Annotated in this window: 16 protein-coding genes; 10 read left to right on the top strand and 6 right to left on the bottom strand. The window is 66.0% G+C overall.

Translation table 11 applies throughout. From position 1 onward, the window contains the following. Window positions 1-38 precede the first annotated feature (38 nt). From BM198_RS02445 to BM198_RS02435, 3 genes are all read right to left on the bottom strand, one after another. Window positions 39-1,151, bottom strand: a complete 1,113-nt coding sequence (locus BM198_RS02445) for an ABC transporter ATP-binding protein (protein WP_044405697.1) — start codon at window positions 1,149-1,151, stop codon at window positions 39-41. Window positions 1,152-1,347: 196 nt separating this feature from the next. Beyond that, window positions 1,348-1,977 carry a response regulator gene (locus BM198_RS02440; RefSeq protein WP_044405695.1) on the bottom strand — a complete coding sequence of 210 codons (630 nt, stop codon included), beginning with the start codon at window positions 1,975-1,977 and terminating at the stop codon, window positions 1,348-1,350. After that, window positions 1,974-4,376, bottom strand: a complete 2,403-nt coding sequence (locus BM198_RS02435) for a PAS domain-containing sensor histidine kinase (protein ID WP_074967490.1) — start codon at window positions 4,374-4,376, stop codon at window positions 1,974-1,976. The genes BM198_RS02440 and BM198_RS02435 overlap by 4 nt, the downstream gene beginning before the upstream one ends. Before the next feature lie 137 nt (window positions 4,377-4,513). Here BM198_RS02435 and BM198_RS02430 point away from each other — a divergent pair, with 137 nt between their 5' ends. Beyond that, complete coding sequence (locus BM198_RS02430) at window positions 4,514-5,614, top strand: alpha/beta hydrolase family protein (protein WP_074967488.1); 1,101 nt, start codon at window positions 4,514-4,516, stop codon at window positions 5,612-5,614. Here BM198_RS02430 and BM198_RS02425 read toward each other — a convergent pair whose 3' ends face one another. The 3 genes from BM198_RS02425 to BM198_RS02415 are packed head-to-tail and all read right to left on the bottom strand — an operon-like array spanning window position 5,615 to window position 8,068. Next, on the bottom strand, window positions 5,615-6,373 hold the full coding sequence (locus BM198_RS02425; RefSeq protein ID WP_074967486.1) for a TerB family tellurite resistance protein: 759 nt from the start codon (window positions 6,371-6,373) through the stop codon (window positions 5,615-5,617). It abuts the gene before it with no gap. 1 nt (window position 6,374) lies between these two features. Continuing rightward, window positions 6,375-7,046, bottom strand: a complete 672-nt coding sequence (murU, locus tag BM198_RS02420) for an N-acetylmuramate alpha-1-phosphate uridylyltransferase MurU (protein ID WP_074967484.1) — start codon at window positions 7,044-7,046, stop codon at window positions 6,375-6,377. Continuing rightward, a complete protein-coding gene (locus tag BM198_RS02415; RefSeq protein WP_074967482.1) occupies window positions 7,043-8,068 on the bottom strand; it encodes an aminoglycoside phosphotransferase family protein in 1,026 nt (341 codons plus the stop codon). The genes murU and BM198_RS02415 overlap by 4 nt, the downstream gene beginning before the upstream one ends. Window positions 8,069-8,194: 126 nt before the next feature. Between BM198_RS02415 and BM198_RS02410 the strand changes: the two genes are divergently transcribed. The 9 genes from BM198_RS02410 to BM198_RS02370 all read left to right on the top strand — a co-directional run bounded on the left by BM198_RS02410 (window position 8,195) and on the right by BM198_RS02370 (window position 19,405). Then, window positions 8,195-10,978 carry an LPS-assembly protein LptD gene (locus BM198_RS02410; RefSeq protein ID WP_074967480.1) on the top strand — a complete coding sequence of 928 codons (2,784 nt, stop codon included), beginning with the start codon at window positions 8,195-8,197 and terminating at the stop codon, window positions 10,976-10,978. Beyond that, on the top strand, window positions 10,953-12,251 hold the full coding sequence (gene surA / locus BM198_RS02405; protein ID WP_044405685.1) for a peptidylprolyl isomerase SurA: 1,299 nt from the start codon (window positions 10,953-10,955) through the stop codon (window positions 12,249-12,251). Before BM198_RS02410 ends, surA begins: the two co-directional genes overlap by 26 nt. 68 nt (window positions 12,252-12,319) lie before the next feature. Then, a complete protein-coding gene (gene pdxA / locus BM198_RS02400; RefSeq protein ID WP_074967478.1) occupies window positions 12,320-13,318 on the top strand; it encodes a 4-hydroxythreonine-4-phosphate dehydrogenase PdxA in 999 nt (332 codons plus the stop codon). A 144-nt stretch (window positions 13,319-13,462) separates the two neighbouring features. Next, entirely contained in the window at window positions 13,463-14,266 is an 804-nt protein-coding gene (gene rsmA / locus BM198_RS02395) for a 16S rRNA (adenine(1518)-N(6)/adenine(1519)-N(6))-dimethyltransferase RsmA (protein WP_044405681.1), read from the top strand. A gap of 39 nt (window positions 14,267-14,305) precedes the next feature. Then, entirely contained in the window at window positions 14,306-14,686 is a 381-nt protein-coding gene (gene apaG / locus BM198_RS02390) for a Co2+/Mg2+ efflux protein ApaG (RefSeq protein WP_044405679.1), read from the top strand. An 8-nt stretch (window positions 14,687-14,694) separates the two neighbouring features. Next, window positions 14,695-15,522: a symmetrical bis(5'-nucleosyl)-tetraphosphatase gene (locus BM198_RS02385; RefSeq protein WP_074967476.1), complete on the top strand. Its 828-nt coding sequence runs from the start codon at window positions 14,695-14,697 to the stop codon at window positions 15,520-15,522. Further along, window positions 15,515-15,844: a thiosulfate sulfurtransferase GlpE gene (gene glpE, locus BM198_RS02380; protein WP_044405676.1), complete on the top strand. Its 330-nt coding sequence runs from the start codon at window positions 15,515-15,517 to the stop codon at window positions 15,842-15,844. Before BM198_RS02385 ends, glpE begins: the two co-directional genes overlap by 8 nt. A gap of 274 nt (window positions 15,845-16,118) precedes the next feature. Continuing rightward, window positions 16,119-18,041, top strand: coding sequence for a PrkA family serine protein kinase (locus BM198_RS02375; RefSeq protein WP_044405674.1), 1,923 nt, complete (start codon window positions 16,119-16,121; stop codon window positions 18,039-18,041). 92 nt (window positions 18,042-18,133) lie between these two features. Further along, window positions 18,134-19,405: a YeaH/YhbH family protein gene (locus tag BM198_RS02370; protein WP_044405672.1), complete on the top strand. Its 1,272-nt coding sequence runs from the start codon at window positions 18,134-18,136 to the stop codon at window positions 19,403-19,405. Window positions 19,406-19,408: the final 3 nt, after the last annotated feature.

The following is a 19,408-nucleotide window of genomic DNA, read 5'->3' as shown; positions in this document are numbered from 1 at the left end:
GTGCAAGTGCAGGGTTGGGGTTAAGCCTCGGGCGGGCGTCAGTCGTCCACCGCCACCGGGTCCAGCGCGCGGACATGCTCCACATGCCAGCCAAGCGGCACCACGTCGCCGACGGACAGGGACGGGTCCAGCTCGGCAATGGGCTGCTTGACGAAGAAATCGGAATGACCGCAGACCTCCAGGCGAATGCGCACGTGGTCGCCCAGGTAGATGAACTCTTCCACACGGCCGGAGAAGCGGTTGGCGCAGGATTCGCTGGCACTGTTCAGGCGCACGCGCTCGGGGCGCACCGACAGGGTCACCGGCTCGCCGGGCTGGCCGACCTTGACCGCCAGGGCCTGGACCTTCTCGCCGCGCGGCAGCACCACCACGCACTGGTCGCCGTCACGGCTGAGCAGCTGGCCGTTGATGCGGTTGTTCTCGCCGATGAAGTTGGCCACGAAGGTGTTGCAGGGGAACTCGTACAGCTCGCGCGGCGGGGCGATCTGCTGGATCTCGCCCTGGTGGAACACGGCCACGCGGTCGGACATGGTCAGCGCCTCTCCCTGGTCGTGGGTCACGTACACCACGGTCACGCCCAGGCGCTGGTGGATGTGCTTGATCTCCATCTGCATGTGCTCGCGCAGCTGCTTGTCGAGCGCACCCAGCGGCTCGTCCATCAATACCAGCTGCGGTTCGAACACCAGCGCACGGGCCAGGGCCACGCGCTGCTGCTGGCCGCCGGAGAGCTGGGCCGGGTAGCGGTTGCGGAAGCTGTCGAGCTGGACCATGGACAGCGCACGCTTCACGCGCTCGCTGATGTCGGTCTTGTTCATGCCGCGCACGGTGAGCGGGAAGGCCAGGTTCTCGGCCACCGTCATGTGCGGGAACAGGGCGTAGTTCTGAAACACCATGCCGATGTCGCGCTTGTGCGGCGGCACGTTGTTGATGGAGCGCCCGGCCAGGAGGATCTCGCCATTGGTCGGGGTCTCGAACCCGGCGAGCATCATCAGGCTGGTGGTCTTGCCGGAGCCGGAGGGGCCCAGCAGGGTCAGGAATTCGCCTTTGCGAATGTCCAGGTTGAGGTCTTTGACGATGAGGGATTCGCCGTCGTAGCTCTTCTGCACGCCACGGAAGCTGACCAGTACATCGTTCGCCGGAATCGAGGCCATCACCGCACCTTTTTGATTTTTGTTTATGCCGTGCCGAGAGACTAGAGAAGCCGGCAGGCCACGCAAATCGGGCGCTATGAGACTTTGCTATAAGGGGCGCGGAGGATCGCTTGTAGGGATCGCCCTACAATCCTGAGCGATTAGATCGGGCATTCACCGATCGGAACCGGCCCCTCCCTTCCCGGCAAAAGCCGCTTCAGAGCAGCTTGTGTTCCACCGCGTACTTCACCAGGTCCGCCACCGAATGCACCGCCATCTTCTGCATCAGGCGGGCCTTGTGGGTGCTCACCGTCTTGCTGCTGACGGCCAGGTGCTGGGCGATCTCGTTCACCCCTTCGCCCCGCACCAGGCGCTCGAACACCGAGAACTCCCGCTCCGAGAGCAGCGCATGGGGCGGTCGCGAATCGGTCAGGCCGACTTCGAACACCATGCGGTCGGCCAGGTCCGGGTCGATGTAGCGCCCGCCGGACGCCACCTTGCGGATCGCCGTGAGCAGCAGCGCCGGGTCGCTGTCCTTGGTGGCATAGCCGGCGGCGCCGATCTTCAGCGCCCGCGCGGCCATCTGCGCCTCGTCGTGCATGGACAGCACCAGCACTGCCGGCGGGTTGCTCAGCGCGCGGATGCGCGGGATCGCCTCCAGGCCGTTGACCCCGGGCATGGAGATGTCCAGCAGCACCACCTCGCAGGGCGTGTGCCGCAGGGTTTCGAGCAGTTGCTCGCCATTGCTTGCCTCGCCGGCCACGCAGAGGTCCTTGGCCAGGCCGATGAGCTGCTTGATGCCCTCGCGGACGATGGTGTGGTCTTCGGCCACCAGTACTCGGATCACGCGGTCGTCTCCTTCTCCAGGGGAATGCGCACCTCCAGGGTGCTGCCTTCGCCCGGCTGGCTGTGGATGGACAGGCTGCCGCCCAGCATCAGCACGCGCTCGCGCATGCCCACCAGGCCGAACGATGCCCCCGGACGGCAGGCATCGGGGTCGAAGCCGATGCCGTCGTCGCTGATGGAAAGCCGCAGCCAACCGCCTTCCGGGGCCAGCTCCAGCTCGACGCTCTGCGCGCGGGCGTGGCGCAGCACGTTGGTCAGCGCTTCCTGCAGGATGCGGAACAGCCCGATGGCCTTGGCATCGGACAGCGCCGGCGGCGCCTCGGGCACCGTCACCAGGCAGGGGATGCCGCTGCGCGCCTCGAAGCGCCGGGCCTGCCACTCGATGGCCGAGCCGATGCCAGCGTCGAGGATCGGCGGGCGCAGCGCCGTGGCCACGTCGCGCACCAGCTGGAAGAGCTGGGCGATCAGGCGCTTCATGCTGTTCAGGCGCTCGCCCAGGCCGGCATCGCTGCCCCCGTAGGCCAGCTCGCACATGGAGGTTTCCAGCTTGAGCACGGTGAGCACCTGGCCGAGCTCGTCATGCACCTCGCGGGCGATACGGGCCTTCTCCTCCTCCCGCACGCTCTCCAGGTGCGCCGACAGGTCGCGCAATTGCGCCCGCGAAGCGGCCAGCTCCAGCTCGATGCGCTTGTTGGCGGTGATGTCCCAGACCACGCCGTCCCACACCGCGCGGCCATCCTCGAAGATCCGCGCACTGGCCTTGATGTCGGCCCAGCGCTGCTCGCCGTCGCGGGTGAGGATGCGGCCCTGCCAGTGCCAGTCGCGGTCCTCCGCCAGGGCGGCCATCTGGCTGGCCCAGTAGCCGGCCTCGTCATCCGGGTGGACCAGCCCGCGAATGCCGCGTCCGGTATTCAGCAACTCCTCGGCGCTGTAGCCCACCAACGCCTCGCTGCCGGCGCCGATGAAGGCGAACGCCGCATGGGCGCTGCCACTGGGCCGCTCCAGGCGGAACACCAGCCCGGGCACGTTGGAGGCGATGCCCTTGAGCCGCGCCTCGCTCTCCTCCAGCGCCTCGTGGGCACGGCGGCGTTCGGTGATGTCGGTGAGGAACACCACCAGGTATTCGGAGGTGCCGAAGCGCAGGAAGCTCAGCGATACGTCCATCGGCACCAGGCGCCCATCCTCGCGCTGGCACAGGGTCTCGATGTTCTGCGCGCTCTCATTGCTGTTGCGCGCACGGCGCCAGAGGTTGAGCCAGCGGTCCATCGTGAGATCCGGCTGCAGGGCCGACAGGGGGCGATCCACCAGGGCGCCCGGCGCATAGCCGAGCATCTGCTCCACTGCCCGGTTGGCGTAGCGCACATGGCTGTCCCAGTTGACCCAGAGGATGCCCACAGTGCTGTGGTCGATGGAGAACTGGGTCAGCCGCAGGGCTTCCTCCGCCGTCTCCCGCAACTGGATCGCATGGCGAGCCTCCAGCAGGCGCTTCTCCAGCGCACGCTGCTGCCGCCGCAACCAATAGATGATGGCGCCTGCACTGGCGAGCAACAGGCCGAACAGCAGGCAGAGGTTCTGCCAGAAACCCGGGGACTCGCTGGCGCGGGGGTAGCGCGCCTGCAGCCAGCGCTCGTGCAACTGGTCCAGGTCCTTCGGCGGGATCGCCCGCAGGGCGACATCCACCAGGGTCGACAGCTCCGGCCAGTCACGCCGGGTGGCGACCCGCAGCAACTGCGGGAAGCCGATGTCCGCCACCACGGCCAGGCCGGTGAACTCCTGCTCGCGGGACAGGCGGCTGAGCTGCGCCTCGTCGATCACGGCGTAGCGCACCTGCTGCTCCAGCACTGCGCGCAACGCCTGGCGCTCGCTGGTCACCGCCTGCAACGCCAGGCCGGAATAGGTGGCCCGCAGGTAGTCGGCCACCGGGCTCGGTGAGCGCAGCGCCACCGGTTCGTTCGCGCCGAGCTGTTCGATGTCCACCGCGCCGGTGGTGGTGGCGCGCTCGCCCACCATCAGCTGCGGCACCCGCATGTAGGGGTCGGAGAACAGCCACAGGCGCAGGCCGGCGGGGGTCTGGATCAGGCCGGGGGCGATGTCCACCTGCCCGTTGCGCAGGGCGTGCTCCAGTTCGCCCATTTCATTGAAGCTGCGCCAGACCAGGTGCACGCCGAGTTCGGCGGCCAGGCGCTCCATCAACTCGACGTTGAGGCCGGACAGCTGCTGCAGGCGGCGGTCCAGCTGCGCATAGGGGGCTTGCAGCACGATGCCGGCGCGCAACTCATTGTGGTTTTCGAGCCAGGCGCGCTGACCGTCATCGAGGGACAAGCTCGGCGACGGCTGCGCCAGGGACAGCCCCGGCAGCAAGCAGGCGAACAGGATGGACAGGCACAACGAGCGAATCATGCGACGGGACACCACGACGACCCGGGATCGGGGCGGACATACCTTACTCCAGCACCGCCCCTGGAGGCGAAGGCAGGCCTGACAAAAAAACAGCCAGCCTATAGGCTTCCGCCTGTTGCCCCACCCGGACGCCCGCCATGCCCCGCCGCACGCTCACCCTTGCGACCCTCGCCCTGGCCCTGCTCTGCACCGCCGCCCAGGCTGAAGACCCACCCGCCGAGAAAGGCGATGCAGCTCCGGCCGATGGCACCGGGCAGCCAGCCGAAAAGCCGGTGGAGCGCGCGCCACTCGACGAGCGCAGCCAGGAGGATGCCAAGGCTCTGGAGCAACGCCTGCCCCAGGCTGAACAGCAGCAACTGACAGCGGGCAGCGAGCCGTTCCTCGCCCTGTGGCAACCGGCCAACGTCGGCACGCCCAATGGGGTGGTTATCCTGATTCCCGGCGATGGCGAAACTGCGGACTGGCCCCGGGCGATTGCCCCCCTGCGCACCAAGCTGCCGGACGTGGGCTGGCACACCCTGAGCCTCACCCTGCCCGACCCGGCCGGCGATGAGCCGCCACCGCGGCCGGCGGATACCCCGCCGCCAGCGGCCAGCGAAGGCGGGACGCCTGCGGAGCCGCCGAAGTCCGAAAGTGCCGACCCGGCCAATCCACCGCCCCCACCAGAACAGGCCAGCACGGCGGAGCCCAGCACCGATCCGGCGCCACCACAGCCAAGAGCCGAGGAGCGACGCAAGACCCAGACCGAGCGCATCTCCGCCCGCATCCAGGCGGCCATCGGCTTTGCCCGCCAACAACAGGCCACCACCATCGTCCTGCTGGGACACGGCAGTGGCGCCTGGTGGGCGGCACGCTTTCTGACCGATACGCCGTCAAGCGGCGTCGAGAACCTGGTGATGGTGGCGGCCGAAGTGCCCGCCGGCTACGAGCCGCCGCTGGAGGAGCTGGCCCCGCGCCTGCCCCAGGCCGTGGGCGACCTCTATTACCAGCAGGCGCCCACCGCTGCCGCATCGGCGCTGAAGCGCTTGCAGGCGAGCAAGCGGGTCAAGCACCTGGACTACGTGCAGGTGCCGCTGGCGGACTGGTCCGCCAGCCAGGATGCCAAGCAGGAGCAACTGGTGCGGCGCGTGCGCGGTTGGCTGGACAGCCACCTGAAAGGCGCTGCGCCAAAGCGCCCGGCAAGCAGCGGCGCCACGGCCCCCACGCCACCGGCAGCGCCGGCGACGCCGAGCATCTGATCAGCGGAAGCCGTGGCGCTCGCGGATGAGGTTGTAGGCGCTGTGCAGCTCGCGGGTCCGCTCGGTGGCCTCGCGCACACGCTGCGGGGTGGCACCCGCGCCGGCGAGCTTGTCGGGGTGGTGCTGGCTGATCAGTCGCCGGTAGGCACGCTTGATGACAGCGGGCTCGCTGTCGGCGCCCACGCCCAGTAGCGCCAGCGCGTCCTGATAGGCACCACCCCTCTGCACGGGCGCCCCACTGGGCTTGTCGAAGCCCACGCTGAGCGCTTCCACTTCGTTCGCTGGCCAGTCCAGCCATTGCCCCCATTGCAGGATCAGCTCCCGCTCCTGGCGAGCGATGCGCCCATCGGCCGCCGCCATCTGCCAGCACGCACGCAGCAGCGCTTCGCCTGCCGCACGCTGGTGGCGCAAGCGGCGCAGGGGGCGGCGCAGGTCGCCCTCGCCGTTCTTGCCCCGGGTGAAGGCCTCGATGGCACGGCGCTGGGCCGCGTCGTCCAAGCCGAGGCGACGCATCTCGGCACGGGCTTGCTGGATATGCACCTCGAGCACCCGCCCCCCACTCTTGGCCAGGCGACCGAGGAGGCGGAACAGCAGCTCATGCTCGTCACGGCGGCGCACCCACTGGACCAGGCGTGACCAGGAGTTGAGCTTGAAGCGCCGGTCCGCCACCTGGCCCAGCAGGCCGCCGAGCAAGGCACCGGGGATGCTGGCGATGAGCATGCCGGCGACGACGCCCAGCAGGGTCATGGGCCAGAACATCTCAGCGCCCCGCCTCGACCAGGCGCTCGACCTCGGCCAGCCGCTCCAGGGTGCCGACATCCACCCAGTGGCCCGGGTGATGTTCACCGCTCACCTGAGCGTGCCCCATGGCGTCGCGCAACAACGGTGCGAGCTTGAAGGCACCAGGCTGGCAACCTTCGAACAGGCGCGGGTCGAGCACGGCGATGCCGCTGTAGGTCAGCCCCGGCTCACCGGGCACGCCATCGCTGACGCAACCGTGGTGGAGCTGGAAGTCGCCACCCGGGTGATGGGCCGGGTTGTCCACCAGGACCAGGTGGGCCAGGCCGTCGAGAGGGACACGCAAACGGGCGAAGTCGTAGTCGGTCCAGATGTCGCCGTTGACCACGAGGAAGGGCTCGTCACCCAGGAGCGGCAGCGCCCGATGGATGCCGCCGCCAGTCTCCAGCGGCTCGCCCTCGGGGGAGTAGCGGATGCGCAGGCCGAACCGCGCGCCGTCGCCAAGGTGGTCTTCGATCTGCTGGCCAAGCCAGGCGTGGTTGATCACCACGTCGACGAATCCGGCTGCAGCCAGCGCCTTGAGGTGGTACTCGATCAGCGGAACACCGACCGCACGGACCAGGGGTTTGGGCGTGTGCAGGGTGAGCGGCCGCATGCGCTCGCCCTTGCCGGCGGCGAGGATCATCGCCTTCATGCGGGCACCGCCGCATGACGGGGCAGGCTGGCCAGCAGCTCGGCCAGGGGCGCGAGCTCGGGCCGACGCGCCAGCACGGCTTCTATATAGGAGAAGAAGCGCGGGACATCGCCCAGGTAGCGGGGCTTGCCGTCGCGGTGGCAGATGCGGGCGAAGATGCCGATGACCTTGAGGTGGCGCTGCACGCCCATCAGGTCGCTGGCGCGGAGGAAGTCATCGAGCTGCGGCTGCACCGGGATGCCGGCCTCGCGGGCAAGGTTCCAGTAGCGCTCCAGCCAACCACGCACCCGCGCTTCGGGCCAACTGAGGAAGGCATCCTTGAACAGGCTGGTGACGTCGTAGGTGACCGGGCCGTAGACGGCGTCCTGGAAATCCAGCACGCCGGGGTTGGGCGTGCTGAGCATGAGGTTGCGCGGCATGTAGTCACGGTGCACCAGCACACGGGGCTGCGCCAGGGCGCTGTCGACCAGCAGGTCGCAGGTCTTCGACCAAAGCGCCTGCTGGGTGGCGTCCAGGGTCACTTCGAGGTGGCGCTGCAGGTACCAGTCGGGGAACAGCTGCAGTTCGCGACGCAGCAAGGCGTCGTCGTAACAGGGCATCGGCACATCGAGGCTGCGGCGCTGCAGGGCGACCAGGGCCTGGAGGGCATCCTCGAACAGGGCACCGGCGTTGTCGGCGTCGATCACGTCCAGGTAGGTCTGGCGCCCCAGGTCGTCCAGCAGCAGGAAGCCCTGCTCAAGGTCGGCCGCGAGGATGCGCGGCACATGCAGGCCTGCCTCGGCCAGCATGCCGGCGACCTTGACGAAGGGGCCGCAGTCTTCCTGGGGCGGCGGGGCATCCATCACGATCAGCGTGCGGGCCTCGCCCTGCCAGCGGAAATATCGACGGAAGCTGGCGTCGCTGCTGGCCGGAGTCAGGCTCGCCGCGGGCACTTCGCCCCAGCCCTCACGCTGGAAAAGAACGGGGAGCTGCTGCTCCAGCCAAACGCTAAGTTGTTGAAGCCGTACATCTTGGTGGGGCATCGAGAGGTCTCCGACGGCGCTAGCCGTTGCGCGGGTCATGCTTTATTATCCAGCATCTTTTTCAGCCCATCGAGAGGCGTGCGGCCCCCGCGGGCCGATGGCGCGCAGGAAGCCCGGACTAACAAGATGGCAGTAAAATCTCCCGCGTTTCGTAAAAAATTCCCCTTGCTGGTCACCGGCGGTCTGCTGGCCCTGCAACCTGTAGCCACTCCATTCGTTGTCGCCGCTGACCAGTTTGACTGCCAGGCGTCCACCACGGGCGGCTGGGCCTGCACCCCCAAGGCTTCCGCGTCGAACCTCCCGCCCCGGCCGATCCACAGCGAGAGCGCCGTCAGCTCCACCGTGGGTGTCGCCAGTGCACAGGCAGGCAGCAACGGCCAGGTAGCCAGCGGCGAAGAAGCCAAGCCGACGCTGGTCACCGAATCCGGTGGTCGTGCCCTGGCTTCCCGCAGTGCCGACTACAGCCACCTCGACTGGGTCCCGCGTGAAAAGCTCACCGCCGCACAACTGGCCGAGACCGGCCCGTACTGCGCAGGCGCCTACATCGAGCCGACCCGCCCGGGCATGAACGACAAGACGCCCAAGGCAGATGCGCCCACCTACATTTCTGCCAAGGCCTCGCGCTACGAGCAGGAGCAGCAAGTGGCCACCCTCGCCGGTGACGTGGTGATGCGCCAGGGCAGCATGCAGGTCGAGGCCGACGAGGCCAACCTGCGCCAGGCCGAGAACCGCGGCGAGCTGGTGGGCAACGTCCGCCTGCGTGACAACGGTGCACTGGTAGTAGGCGACCGAGCCGAGCTGCAACTGGACAACGGCGAGGCGAAGATCGATAACGCCGAGTATGTCCTGCACAAGTCACACGTACGCGGCAGCGCTCTCTACGCCAAGCGCCAGGACGACGCCATCATCCGCCTGAAGGACGGCACCTACACCCGCTGCGAGCCGGGTGACAATGCCTGGAACCTGAAGGGCAACAACATCAAGCTGAACCCGGCCACCGGTTTCGGCACCGCGACCAACGTCACCCTGCGGGTCAAGGATGTACCGGTGTTCTACACCCCCTACATCTACTTCCCGATCGACAACCGTCGCCAGTCCGGTTTCCTCCCGCCGAGCATCGGCAGTGGCAGCGACACCGGCTTCACCCTGCTGACGCCCTACTACTTCAACCTCGCCCCCAACTACGACGCGACGCTGTACCCGCGTTACATGGCCAAGCGCGGTCTGATGATGGGCGGCGAATTCCGCTACCTCACCCAGAGCAGCGAAGGCCAGGTCAGTGGCGCCTACCTGAACGACGAGAACGACGACCGCAAACTGCAGTCGGAGTACAAGGACAAGCGCTGGCTGTACAGCTGGCAACACACCGGCGGCCTGAACTCCCGCCTGCTGGCCGAGGTGGACTACACCGACATCAGCGACCCCTACTACTTCCAGGACCTGCCTACTGACTTTGATGTAGAACGTAACACCTACGTCAACCAGCGCGGCACCCTGACCTGGCGCGGCGACAGCTACACCGCGCGCCTCAATGCCCACGCCTATGAAATGGCAACCGTTACCGACATCACCCCGTACAATCGCCTGCCCCAGCTCACCCTGGATGGCACGTTGCCGGTGGATGCGGGCGGCCTGAAGTTCGACTACTCGACCGAGTTCGTGCGCTTCGAGCGCAGCCTGCGCAACGGTAATTTCATCGACGAGAACGGCCAGGCCACTCCGTGGAACGACACGCGTATCCAGGGTCTGGCACGCGCCGACGGCAACCGTATCCATGTTGAGCCGGGTGTCAGCCTGCCACTGGACTGGAGCTACGGCTTCCTGAAGCCCTCGGTGAAATACCTCTACACCCAGTACGACATCGATCTGGACAGCCAAGGCAAGTCGACACTGCTAGACGGGCAGACCTTCAAGAGCAGCCAGGACCGCACCGTACCGATCTTCAGCGTGGACAGCGGCCTGTACTTCGACCGCAACACCACCCTGTTCGGCAACAACTATCGCCAGACCTTGGAACCGCGCCTGTTCTACCTCTACGTGCCCGAAGAGAAGCAGGACAACATTCCGGTCTTCGACACAGGCGAAAGCAGCTTCAACTACGCATCGCTGTTCCGCGAGAACCGCTTCACTGGACGTGACCGCATCGGTGATGCCAACCAGGTCTCCCTGGGCGTGACCAACCGCTGGATCCAGCCGAACGGCTTCGAACGCCAGCGATTCAGCATCGGCCAGGCCTTCTACTTCGAAGACCGCAAGGTCCAGCTGCCCGGTATCGACTACCGCCTGCGCAACTCCGCCCAGGCCAGCAGCTCGCCCTACGCGATGGAATACCTGTATCGCTTCAACCGCGACTGGCGCCTGAGTTCCGAGTACAACTGGGATCCTGACGCTGGCCAGACCCGCTCCGGCAACCTGATGTTCCACTACCAGCCGGAAGACGAAGTCAACAAGGTGGTCAACTTCGGTTATCGCTACCGCAACGATGCCGTGGTCTACAACCAGACTACTGGCCAGTGGCAGGAAGGTGGCGACTACGTGGACCCAGTCACCCGCAACGTGATCAAGGACTACTACAAGATCCAGCAGCACGACGCATCGGTCATCTGGCCCATCGTGCCGCAGTGGGCCGCCATTGCACGCTGGCAGTACGACTACAACCGCAACCGCACTCTGGAAGCCTTCGGTGGCTTCGAGTACGACAGCTGCTGCTGGAAGCTGCGCCTGATCAACCGCTACTGGGTCAGCTACGACGAAACCACCCTGTCGCCCGACCTGAACGAAAAAGGCGACCGTGGCATCTTCCTGCAGATCGTCCTGAAGGGCCTCGGCGGGATCATGGGCAACAAGGTTGAAAGTTTCCTCGACACCGGCATCCAAGGTTACCGTGAACGTGAAGACCAAGCTTTCTGATTGTCTGCGCCCGCTGATGCTGGGCGCCCTGCTCCTCGGGACCGGTGCGCAAGCCGAGGTTCAGACCCTCGACCGCGTAGTGGCGATCGTCGACAACGACGTAGTCATGCAGAGCCAACTGGACCAGCGCGTCCATGAGGTCCAGCAGACCATTTCCAAGCGCGGTGCCGCACTCCCCCCGGAGCACGTCCTGCAGCAACAGGTACTCGAGCGCCTGATCATCGAGAACATCCAGCTGCAGATTGGCGACCGCTCCGGTATCCGCATCACCGATGAGGAGCTGAACCAGGCCATCGAATCCATCGCCCAGCGCAATGGCATGAGCGTGGATCAGTTCCGTTCGGCCCTGGCCCGTGATGGCCTGTCCTATCAGGACGCCCGCGACCAGGTCCGTCGCGAGATGGTTATCAGCCGTGTGCGCCAACGCCGCGTGGCCGAGCGCATCCAGGTCACCGACCAGGAAGTGCAGAACTTCCTGGCCTCCGACCTGGGCAAGCTGCAGCTGTCTGAAGAGTTCCACCTGGCCAATATCCTGATCCCGGTTCCGGACGGCTCGTCCCCGGACACCATCCAGGCTGCCGAGCGCCAGGCCCGCGACCTCTACCAGCAACTGCGCCAGGGTGCTGACTTCGCCCAGTTGGCGATCTCCCGCTCTGCCGGTGAGACCGCCCTGGAAGGCGGCGAGATCGGCTGGCGCAAGGCTGCCCAGCTGCCCCCGCCCTTCGATGCCATGATCAGCGCTTTGTCGCCGGGCGAGGTCACCGAGCCGGTACGCACTCCGAGCGGCTTCATGATCCTCAAGCTGCTGGACAAACGTGGTGGCAGCAGCCAGGTTCGCGATGAGGTGCACGTACGTCACATCCTGCTCAAGCCCAGCGAGATCCGTAGCGAAGCCGACACCAAGCGGCTGGCCGAGCGCCTCTACGAGCGCATCCAGTCCGGGGAAGACTTTGCCGAGCTGGCGAAGAACTTCTCCGAGGACCCGGGTTCGGCCCTCAACGGTGGCGACCTCAACTGGATCGACCCCAACGCTCTGGTGCCCGAGTTCCGCGAAGTGATGGAAAACACCCCGGCCGGCAAGCTTTCCCGTCCGTTCAAGAGCCCCTACGGCTGGCACGTGCTCGAAGTACTCGGCCGCCGCGCCACTGACAGCAGCGACCAGATGCGCGAGCAGCAGGCCATCAACGTCCTGCGCAACCGCAAGTACGACGAAGAGCTGCAAGCCTGGCTGCGTCAGATCCGCGACGAAGCCTACGTCGAAACCAAGCTCTGACCCGCTTCACCGGCGGGGACTCGCCAGCGCTAGAATGAGCGCCCGTGTTCCCCGCCGGAGCCCTCCTGATGCCCCCCCTGCGTTTTGCCCTTACCCCCGGTGAGCCTGCCGGTATCGGTCCCGACCTGTGCCTGCTCCTTTCTCGCGAAGCCCAACCCCATCCGCTGATTGCCATCGCCAGCCGGCAACTGCTTGAGCAGCGCGCCCGCACCTTGGGCGTCGATATCAACCTCATCGAGGTCACAGCCGAGCGATTGCCCACCGTCCCCGCTGAAGCGGGAGCGCTCTACGTCTGGGATACCCCCTTGGGGGCAGAAGCGACGGCCGGCCAGCTCGACACCGCCAACGCGGCCTATGTCCTGCAGACGCTCACCCGCGCCGGCCAGGGCTGCCTGGATGGATTGTTCGACGGCATGATCACCGCCCCGGTGCACAAGGGCGTGATCAACGACGCCGGCATCGCCTTCTCCGGCCACACCGAGTTCCTCGCCGACCTCACCCGCACCCAGCAGGTGGTGATGATGCTCGCGACCCGGGGCCTGCGCGTCGCCCTGGTCACCACTCACCTGCCGCTGAAGGATGTCGCCGCCGCCATCACGACGGAGCGCCTGGAACGGGTCACGCGCATCCTCCACGCCGACCTGGTGGACAAATACGGCCTCAGCCAGCCGCGCATCCTCGTCTGCGGCCTCAACCCCCACGCCGGGGAAAGTGGCCACCTGGGACGGGAAGAGATCGAGGTGATCGAGCCCTCCCTGCAGCGCCTGCGCGCCGAGGGCATGGACCTGGTCGGCCCGCTGCCGGCCGACACCCTGTTCACCCCCAAGCACCTGGAGCACTGCGACGCTGTCCTGGCCATGTACCACGACCAGGGCTTGCCCGTGCTCAAGTACAAGGGCTTCGGTGCCGCCGTGAATGTCACCCTGGGCCTGCCGATCATCCGCACCTCGGTGGACCATGGCACCGCCCTGGACCTTGCCGGTACTGGCCGCATCGACGGTGGTAGCCTGCAGGTGGCGCTGGAGACCGCCTACCAGATGGCCACCAGCCGCCAACGCACCGCTTGATGCCGACCGGCCGCTGCCCGGATTGCCACCGGGCAGCGGCGAGCAGCACCTCAGCGCCGCTTTTGCCTTAAACTACGCGACCTCGTTTTTTCGCTTTGTGCTCTTGCTTGATGCTTGCAGCTTGAAGCCTGGAGCCGCCTCTCTATGTCCGAATACCAACACCGCGCCCGCAAACGCTTTGGCCAGAACTTCCTGCACGACGCCGGCGTCATCCACCGCATCCTGCGTGCGATCCACGCCAAGCCTGGCGAGCACCTGCTGGAGATCGGCCCCGGCCAGGGCGCGCTGACCGAAGGCCTGCTGGGCAGTGGCGCGCAACTCGACGTCATCGAACTGGACCTGGACCTGATCCCGATCCTCAACGCCAAGTTCGGCGCCGAGCCACGCTTTCGCCTGAACCAGGGCGATGCCCTGAAGTTCGACTTCAACCAGTTGGGCGCCGAGCCACGCTCCCTGCGAGTCGTGGGCAACCTGCCGTACAACATTTCCACCCCGCTGATCTTCCACCTGCTGGACAACGCACCGCTGATCCGTGACATGCACTTCATGCTGCAGAAGGAAGTGGTGGAGCGCCTCGCGGCCGAACCCGGCGGTGGCGACTGGGGCCGCCTGTCGATCATGGTCCAGTACCACTGCCGCGTGGAGCACCTGTTCAACGTCGGCCCGGGCGCCTTCAACCCGCCGCCGAAGGTGGACTCCGCCATCGTCCGCCTGGTCCCCCACGAGACCCTGCCGCATCCGGCCAAGGATCACCGCCTGCTGGAACGCATCGTTCGCGAAGCCTTCAACCAGCGCCGCAAGACCTTGCGCAACACCCTGAAGGCCCTGCTGGACGCCGAAGCCATCGAAGCTGCCGGCGTGGATGGCAGCCTGCGTCCCGAGCAACTGGACCTGGCCGCGTTCGTCCGTCTGGCCGACCAGCTTGCCGCCAGGACAGGCACCGCCTGAGCTCCTAGACTTTTTTCATCGCGCGAGAGAGCCCACCCAGTGTCCGAACCCCGCTACCAGATCGACGTCAGCGTCACCACCCGCTACCTGCCTGAGCAGTCGCAGCCGGACGACAGCCGCTACGCCTTCTCCTACACCATCACCATCGCCAACAGCGGCGATGTGGCCGCCCGACTGATCTCCCGTCACTGGGTCATCACCGATGGTGACGGTCAGGTGCAGGAAGTGCGCGGAGCCGGCGTGGTGGGGCAGCAACCGCTGATCGAGCCGGGCGCGCAGCACGTCTACACCAGCGGTACGGTCATGACCACCCGCGTGGGCGCCATGCAGGGCAGTTATCAGATGCTGGCCGAGGATGGCCACCACTTCGACGCCCCCATCGCCCCCTTCCGCCTGGCCGTACCCGGCGCACTGCACTGAGGCCCGCCATGACGACCTATGCCGTTGGCGACCTGCAGGGCTGCCTGGTTCCCCTGAAGTGCCTGCTCGACCGGGTCGCCTTCGATCCCGCCCGGGACCGCCTCTGGCTGGTGGGCGATCTGGTCAACCGCGGCCCGAAGTCCCTGGAGACACTGCGCTTCCTGTTTGCCATGCGCGACTCGGTCACCTGCGTGCTCGGCAACCACGACCTGCACCTGCTGGCCGTGGCTCACAATGTCGAGCGGCTGAAGAAGTCCGACACCCTGCGGGAAATCATCGAAGCTCCCGACGCCGGGGACCTGTTGGACTGGCTGCGCCGGCAGAAGCTCGTCCACTACGACGAGGCCCGCGACATCGCCATGGTGCACGCCGGCATACCCCCCATGTGGACGCTGGCCAAGGCGCTCAAGCGCGCCGCCGAAGTGGAGGAGGCGCTGCTAGATGACGCGCGCCTACCGCTGTTCCTCGAGGGCATGTACGGCAACGACCCAGCCTGCTGGGACAGCGACCTGCACGGCATCACCCGCTTGCGGGTGATCACCAACTACTTCACCCGCATGCGCTTCTGCAAGGCAGACGGCACCCTCGACCTGAAGAGCAAGGAGGGCGCGGACACCGCCCCGCCCGGCTATCGACCCTGGTTCGCCCACCCGTCCCGCAAGACCCGTGGGCAGAAGATCATCTTCGGCCACTGGGCAGCCCTCGAGGGCAAATGCAATGAACCCGGCCTGCATGCCCTCGACACCGGCTGTGTCTGGGGCGGCACCATGACCCTGCTGAACATCGACAACGGCCAGCGCATCAGCTGTGACTGCAAGGAGCCCCGACATGAGTGAATTCCAGCGAATCCCGCCGGAGCGGGCCCAGGCCCTGCGCGAACAAGGCGCCGTGGTGGTCGACATCCGTGATCCGCAGAGCTTCGCGCAGGGCCACATCAGCGGCTCGCGCCACCTGGACAACTACTCCCTGGCCGACTTCATCGCCCAGGCCGATCTCGACGCCCCGTTGATCGTCGCCTGCTACCACGGCAACTCCAGCCAGGGAGCCGCCGCCTACCTGGTGGGCCAGGGCTTCTCCGAGGTCTACAGCCTCGACGGTGGCTTCGAGCTGTGGCGCGCCACCTACCCCACCCATGTAGCACAAGGCGGCGAAGAGTAAAAAAACTGCGGATGGCGCAAACCCGCGCCATCCGTAGCCTTGCGCACCTTCCTGACGAACGGCAACACGCTGTTATCACTCCGTCATCCTTGACCTCGCCGATTCCGAACTACTCTTAGGGCAGGCCATCCAAAAAGGAGAGCCGGCACACCGGTTCCGGGCCATCGGCAGCGACCATTTGGTGTACTGGGGGATTCTCTTCGGCCGACTCGTCGGACGACTGCCCACCCGCGTGACCGATCCCGCCGGCTCCCGTATCCAGCGAGGTGACGCAATGAGCATTTTCAGCCACTTCCAACAGCGCTTCGAAGCCACTCGCCAGGAAGAGTATTCCCTGCAGGAGTACCTGGACCTCTGCAAACAGGACAGGAGCGCATACGCCACCGCCGCAGAGCGCATGCTCATGGCGATCGGCGAGCCCGAGCTGTTGGATACCTCTTCCGATCCACGCCTGTCGCGGATCTTCTCCAACAAGGTGATCCGCCGCTATCCGGCCTTTGCCGACTTCCATGGCATGGAAGAGTGCATCGACCAGATCGTCGCGTACTTCCGCCATGCCGCGCAGGGCCTGGAAGAGAAGAAACAGATCCTCTACCTCCTGGGCCCGGTGGGCGGCGGCAAGTCGTCCCTGGCCGAGAAGCTCAAGCAGCTGATGGAGAAGGTGCCCTTCTACGCCATCAAGGGCTCTCCGGTGTTCGAGTCCCCGCTGGGCCTGTTCAACGCCGCCGAGGATGGCGCGATCCTCGAAGAGGACTACGGCATCCCGCGCCGCTACCTCTCCAGCATCATGTCGCCCTGGGCCACCAAGCGCCTGCAGGAGTTCGGCGGCGACATCAGCCAGTTCCGCGTGGTGAAGCTCTACCCGTCGATCCTCAACCAGATCGCCGTGGCGAAGACCGAACCGGGTGACGAGAACAACCAGGACATCTCCGCCCTGGTCGGCAAGGTCGACATCCGCAAGCTGGAGGAGTACCCGCAGAACGACGCGGACGCCTACAGCTACTCCGGCGCCCTGTGCCGTGCCAACCAGGGCCTGATGGAGTTCGTCGAGATGTTCAAGGCGCCCATCAAGGTCCTGCACCCGCTGCTCACCGCCACCCAGGAGGGCAACTACAACAGCACCGAAGGCCTGGGCGCGATCCCGTACAGCGGCATCCTGCTGGCCCACTCCAACGAGTCCGAGTGGCACAGCTTCCGCAACAACAAGAACAACGAGGCCTTCATCGACCGGATCTACATCGTCAAGGTGCCCTACTGCCTGCGCGTCACCGACGAGATCCGCATCTACGACAAGCTGCTGATCAACAGTTCGCTGGCCAAGGCCCATTGCGCGCCCGACACCCTGCGCATGCTCGCCCAGTTCTCGGTGCTCTCGCGCCTGAAGGAGCCGGAGAACTCCAACATCTACTCCAAGATGCGCGTCTACGATGGCGAGAACCTCAAGGACACCGATCCCAAGGCCAAGTCGATCCAGGAATACCGTGACTCGGCGGGCGTCGACGAGGGCATGAACGGCCTGTCCACCCGTTTCGCCTTCAAGATCCTGTCCAAGGTCTTCAACTTCGACCCCCACGAGATCGCCGCCAACCCGGTGCACCTGCTCTACGTGCTGGAGCAGCAGATCGAGCAGGAGCAGTTCCCCGCCGAAGTACGCGAGCGCTACCTGCGCTACATCAAGGAGTACCTGGCGCCGCGCTACATCGAATTCATCGGCAAGGAAATCCAGACCGCCTACCTGGAGTCCTACAGCGAGTACGGCCAGAACATCTTCGACCGCTACGTGCTGTACGCGGACTTCTGGATCCAGGACCAGGAATACCGCGACCCGGAGACCGGCGAGATCCTCAACCGCGTGGCCCTCAACGAGGAACTGGAGAAGATCGAGAAGCCCGCCGGCATCAGCAACCCGAAGGATTTCCGCAACGAGATCGTCAACTTCGTGCTGCGCGCCCGGGCCAACAACAACGGCAAGAACCCCAGCTGGCTCAGCTACGAGAAGCTGCGGGTGGTCATCGAGAAGAAGATGTTCTCCAACACCGAGGACCTCCTGCCGGTCATCAGCTTCAACGCCAAAGGCAGCAAAGAGGAGCAGCAAAAGCACAACGACTTCGTCAAGCGCATGGTCGAGCGCGGCTACACCGAGAAGCAGGTCCGCCTGCTGTCCGAGTGGTACCTGCGGGTACGCAAGTCGCAATAACAGCAGCCGCAAGTCATCAGCTGCACGCTGCGTGCGGGGCTCCCCGCCGCAGCCTGCGGTTGGCAGCCTGACGCTGCCCCGGAGGGGCATCTATGAGCTATGTGATCGACCGACGCCTGAACGGCAAGAACAAGAGCACCGTGAACCGCCAGCGGTTCCTGCGGCGCTACCGCGAGCACATCAAGAAGGCCGTGGAGGAGGCCGTCAGCCGGCGCTCCATCACCGACATGGAGCACGGCGAGCAGATCAGCATCCCCGGCCGCGACATCGACGAGCCCGTCCTGCACCACGGCCGTGGCGGCCGGCAGACCATCGTCCACCCGGGCAACAAGGAATTCACCGCCGGTGAACGCATCCCTCGCCCCCAGGGCGGAGGCGGCGGACGCGGCAGTGGCAAGGCCAGCAACCAGGGCGACGGGATGGACGAATTCGTCTTCCAGATCACCCAGGAAGAGTTCCTCGACTTCATGTTCGAGGACCTCGAGCTGCCCAACCTGGTGAAACGCCACCTGACCGGTGCCGACACTTTCAAGACCGTGCGCGCCGGCATCAGCAACGAAGGCAACCCCTCGCGCATCAACATCGTCCGCACCCTGCGCTCCGCCCATGCCCGGCGCATCGCCCTCTCCGGCTCCAGCCGCGCCAAGCTGCGGGAAGCAAAGGAGGAACTCGCGCGCCTCAAGCGTGAGGAGCCGGACAACTTCGGCGACATCCAGGAGCTGGAAACCGAGATCGCCCGGCTGCGCGCCCGCATCGAGCGGGTGCCCTTCCTCGACACCTTCGACCTCAAGTACAACCTGCTGGTCAAACAGCCCAACCCCAGCTCCAAGGCCGTCATGTTCTGCCTGATGGACGTCTCCGGCTCCATGACCCAAGCGACCAAGGACATCGCCAAGCGCTTCTTCATCCTCCTGTACCTGTTCCTCAAGCGGAACTACGACAAGATCGAAGTGGTGTTCATCCGCCACCACACCAGCGCCAAGGAAGTGGACGAGGAAGAGTTCTTCTACTCCCGCGAAACCGGCGGCACCATCGTCTCCAGCGCACTCAAGATGATGCAGGAGATCATGGCCGAGCGTTATCCCATCAACGAATGGAACATCTATGCCGCCCAGGCCTCGGACGGCGACAACTGGAACGACGACTCACCCATCTGCCGCGACATCCTCATCAAGCAGATCATGCCGTTCGTCCAGTACTACACCTACGTCGAGATCACCCCGCGCGAGCACCAGGCGCTGTGGTTCGAGTACGAGCAGGTGTGCGAGGCGTTCGCCGATACCTTTGCCCAGCAGCAGATCGTCTCGGCGTCCGACATCTATCCGGTGTTCCGCGAACTCTTCCAGCGCCGGCTGGTTACCTGAGGG

It is taken from the genome of Metapseudomonas otitidis, assembly GCF_900111835.1.
GTDB lineage: Bacteria > Pseudomonadota > Gammaproteobacteria > Pseudomonadales > Pseudomonadaceae > Metapseudomonas > Metapseudomonas otitidis.
The sequence above is the reverse complement of the archived record's forward strand: the minus strand, read 5'-3'. Positions and strand labels throughout refer to the sequence as shown.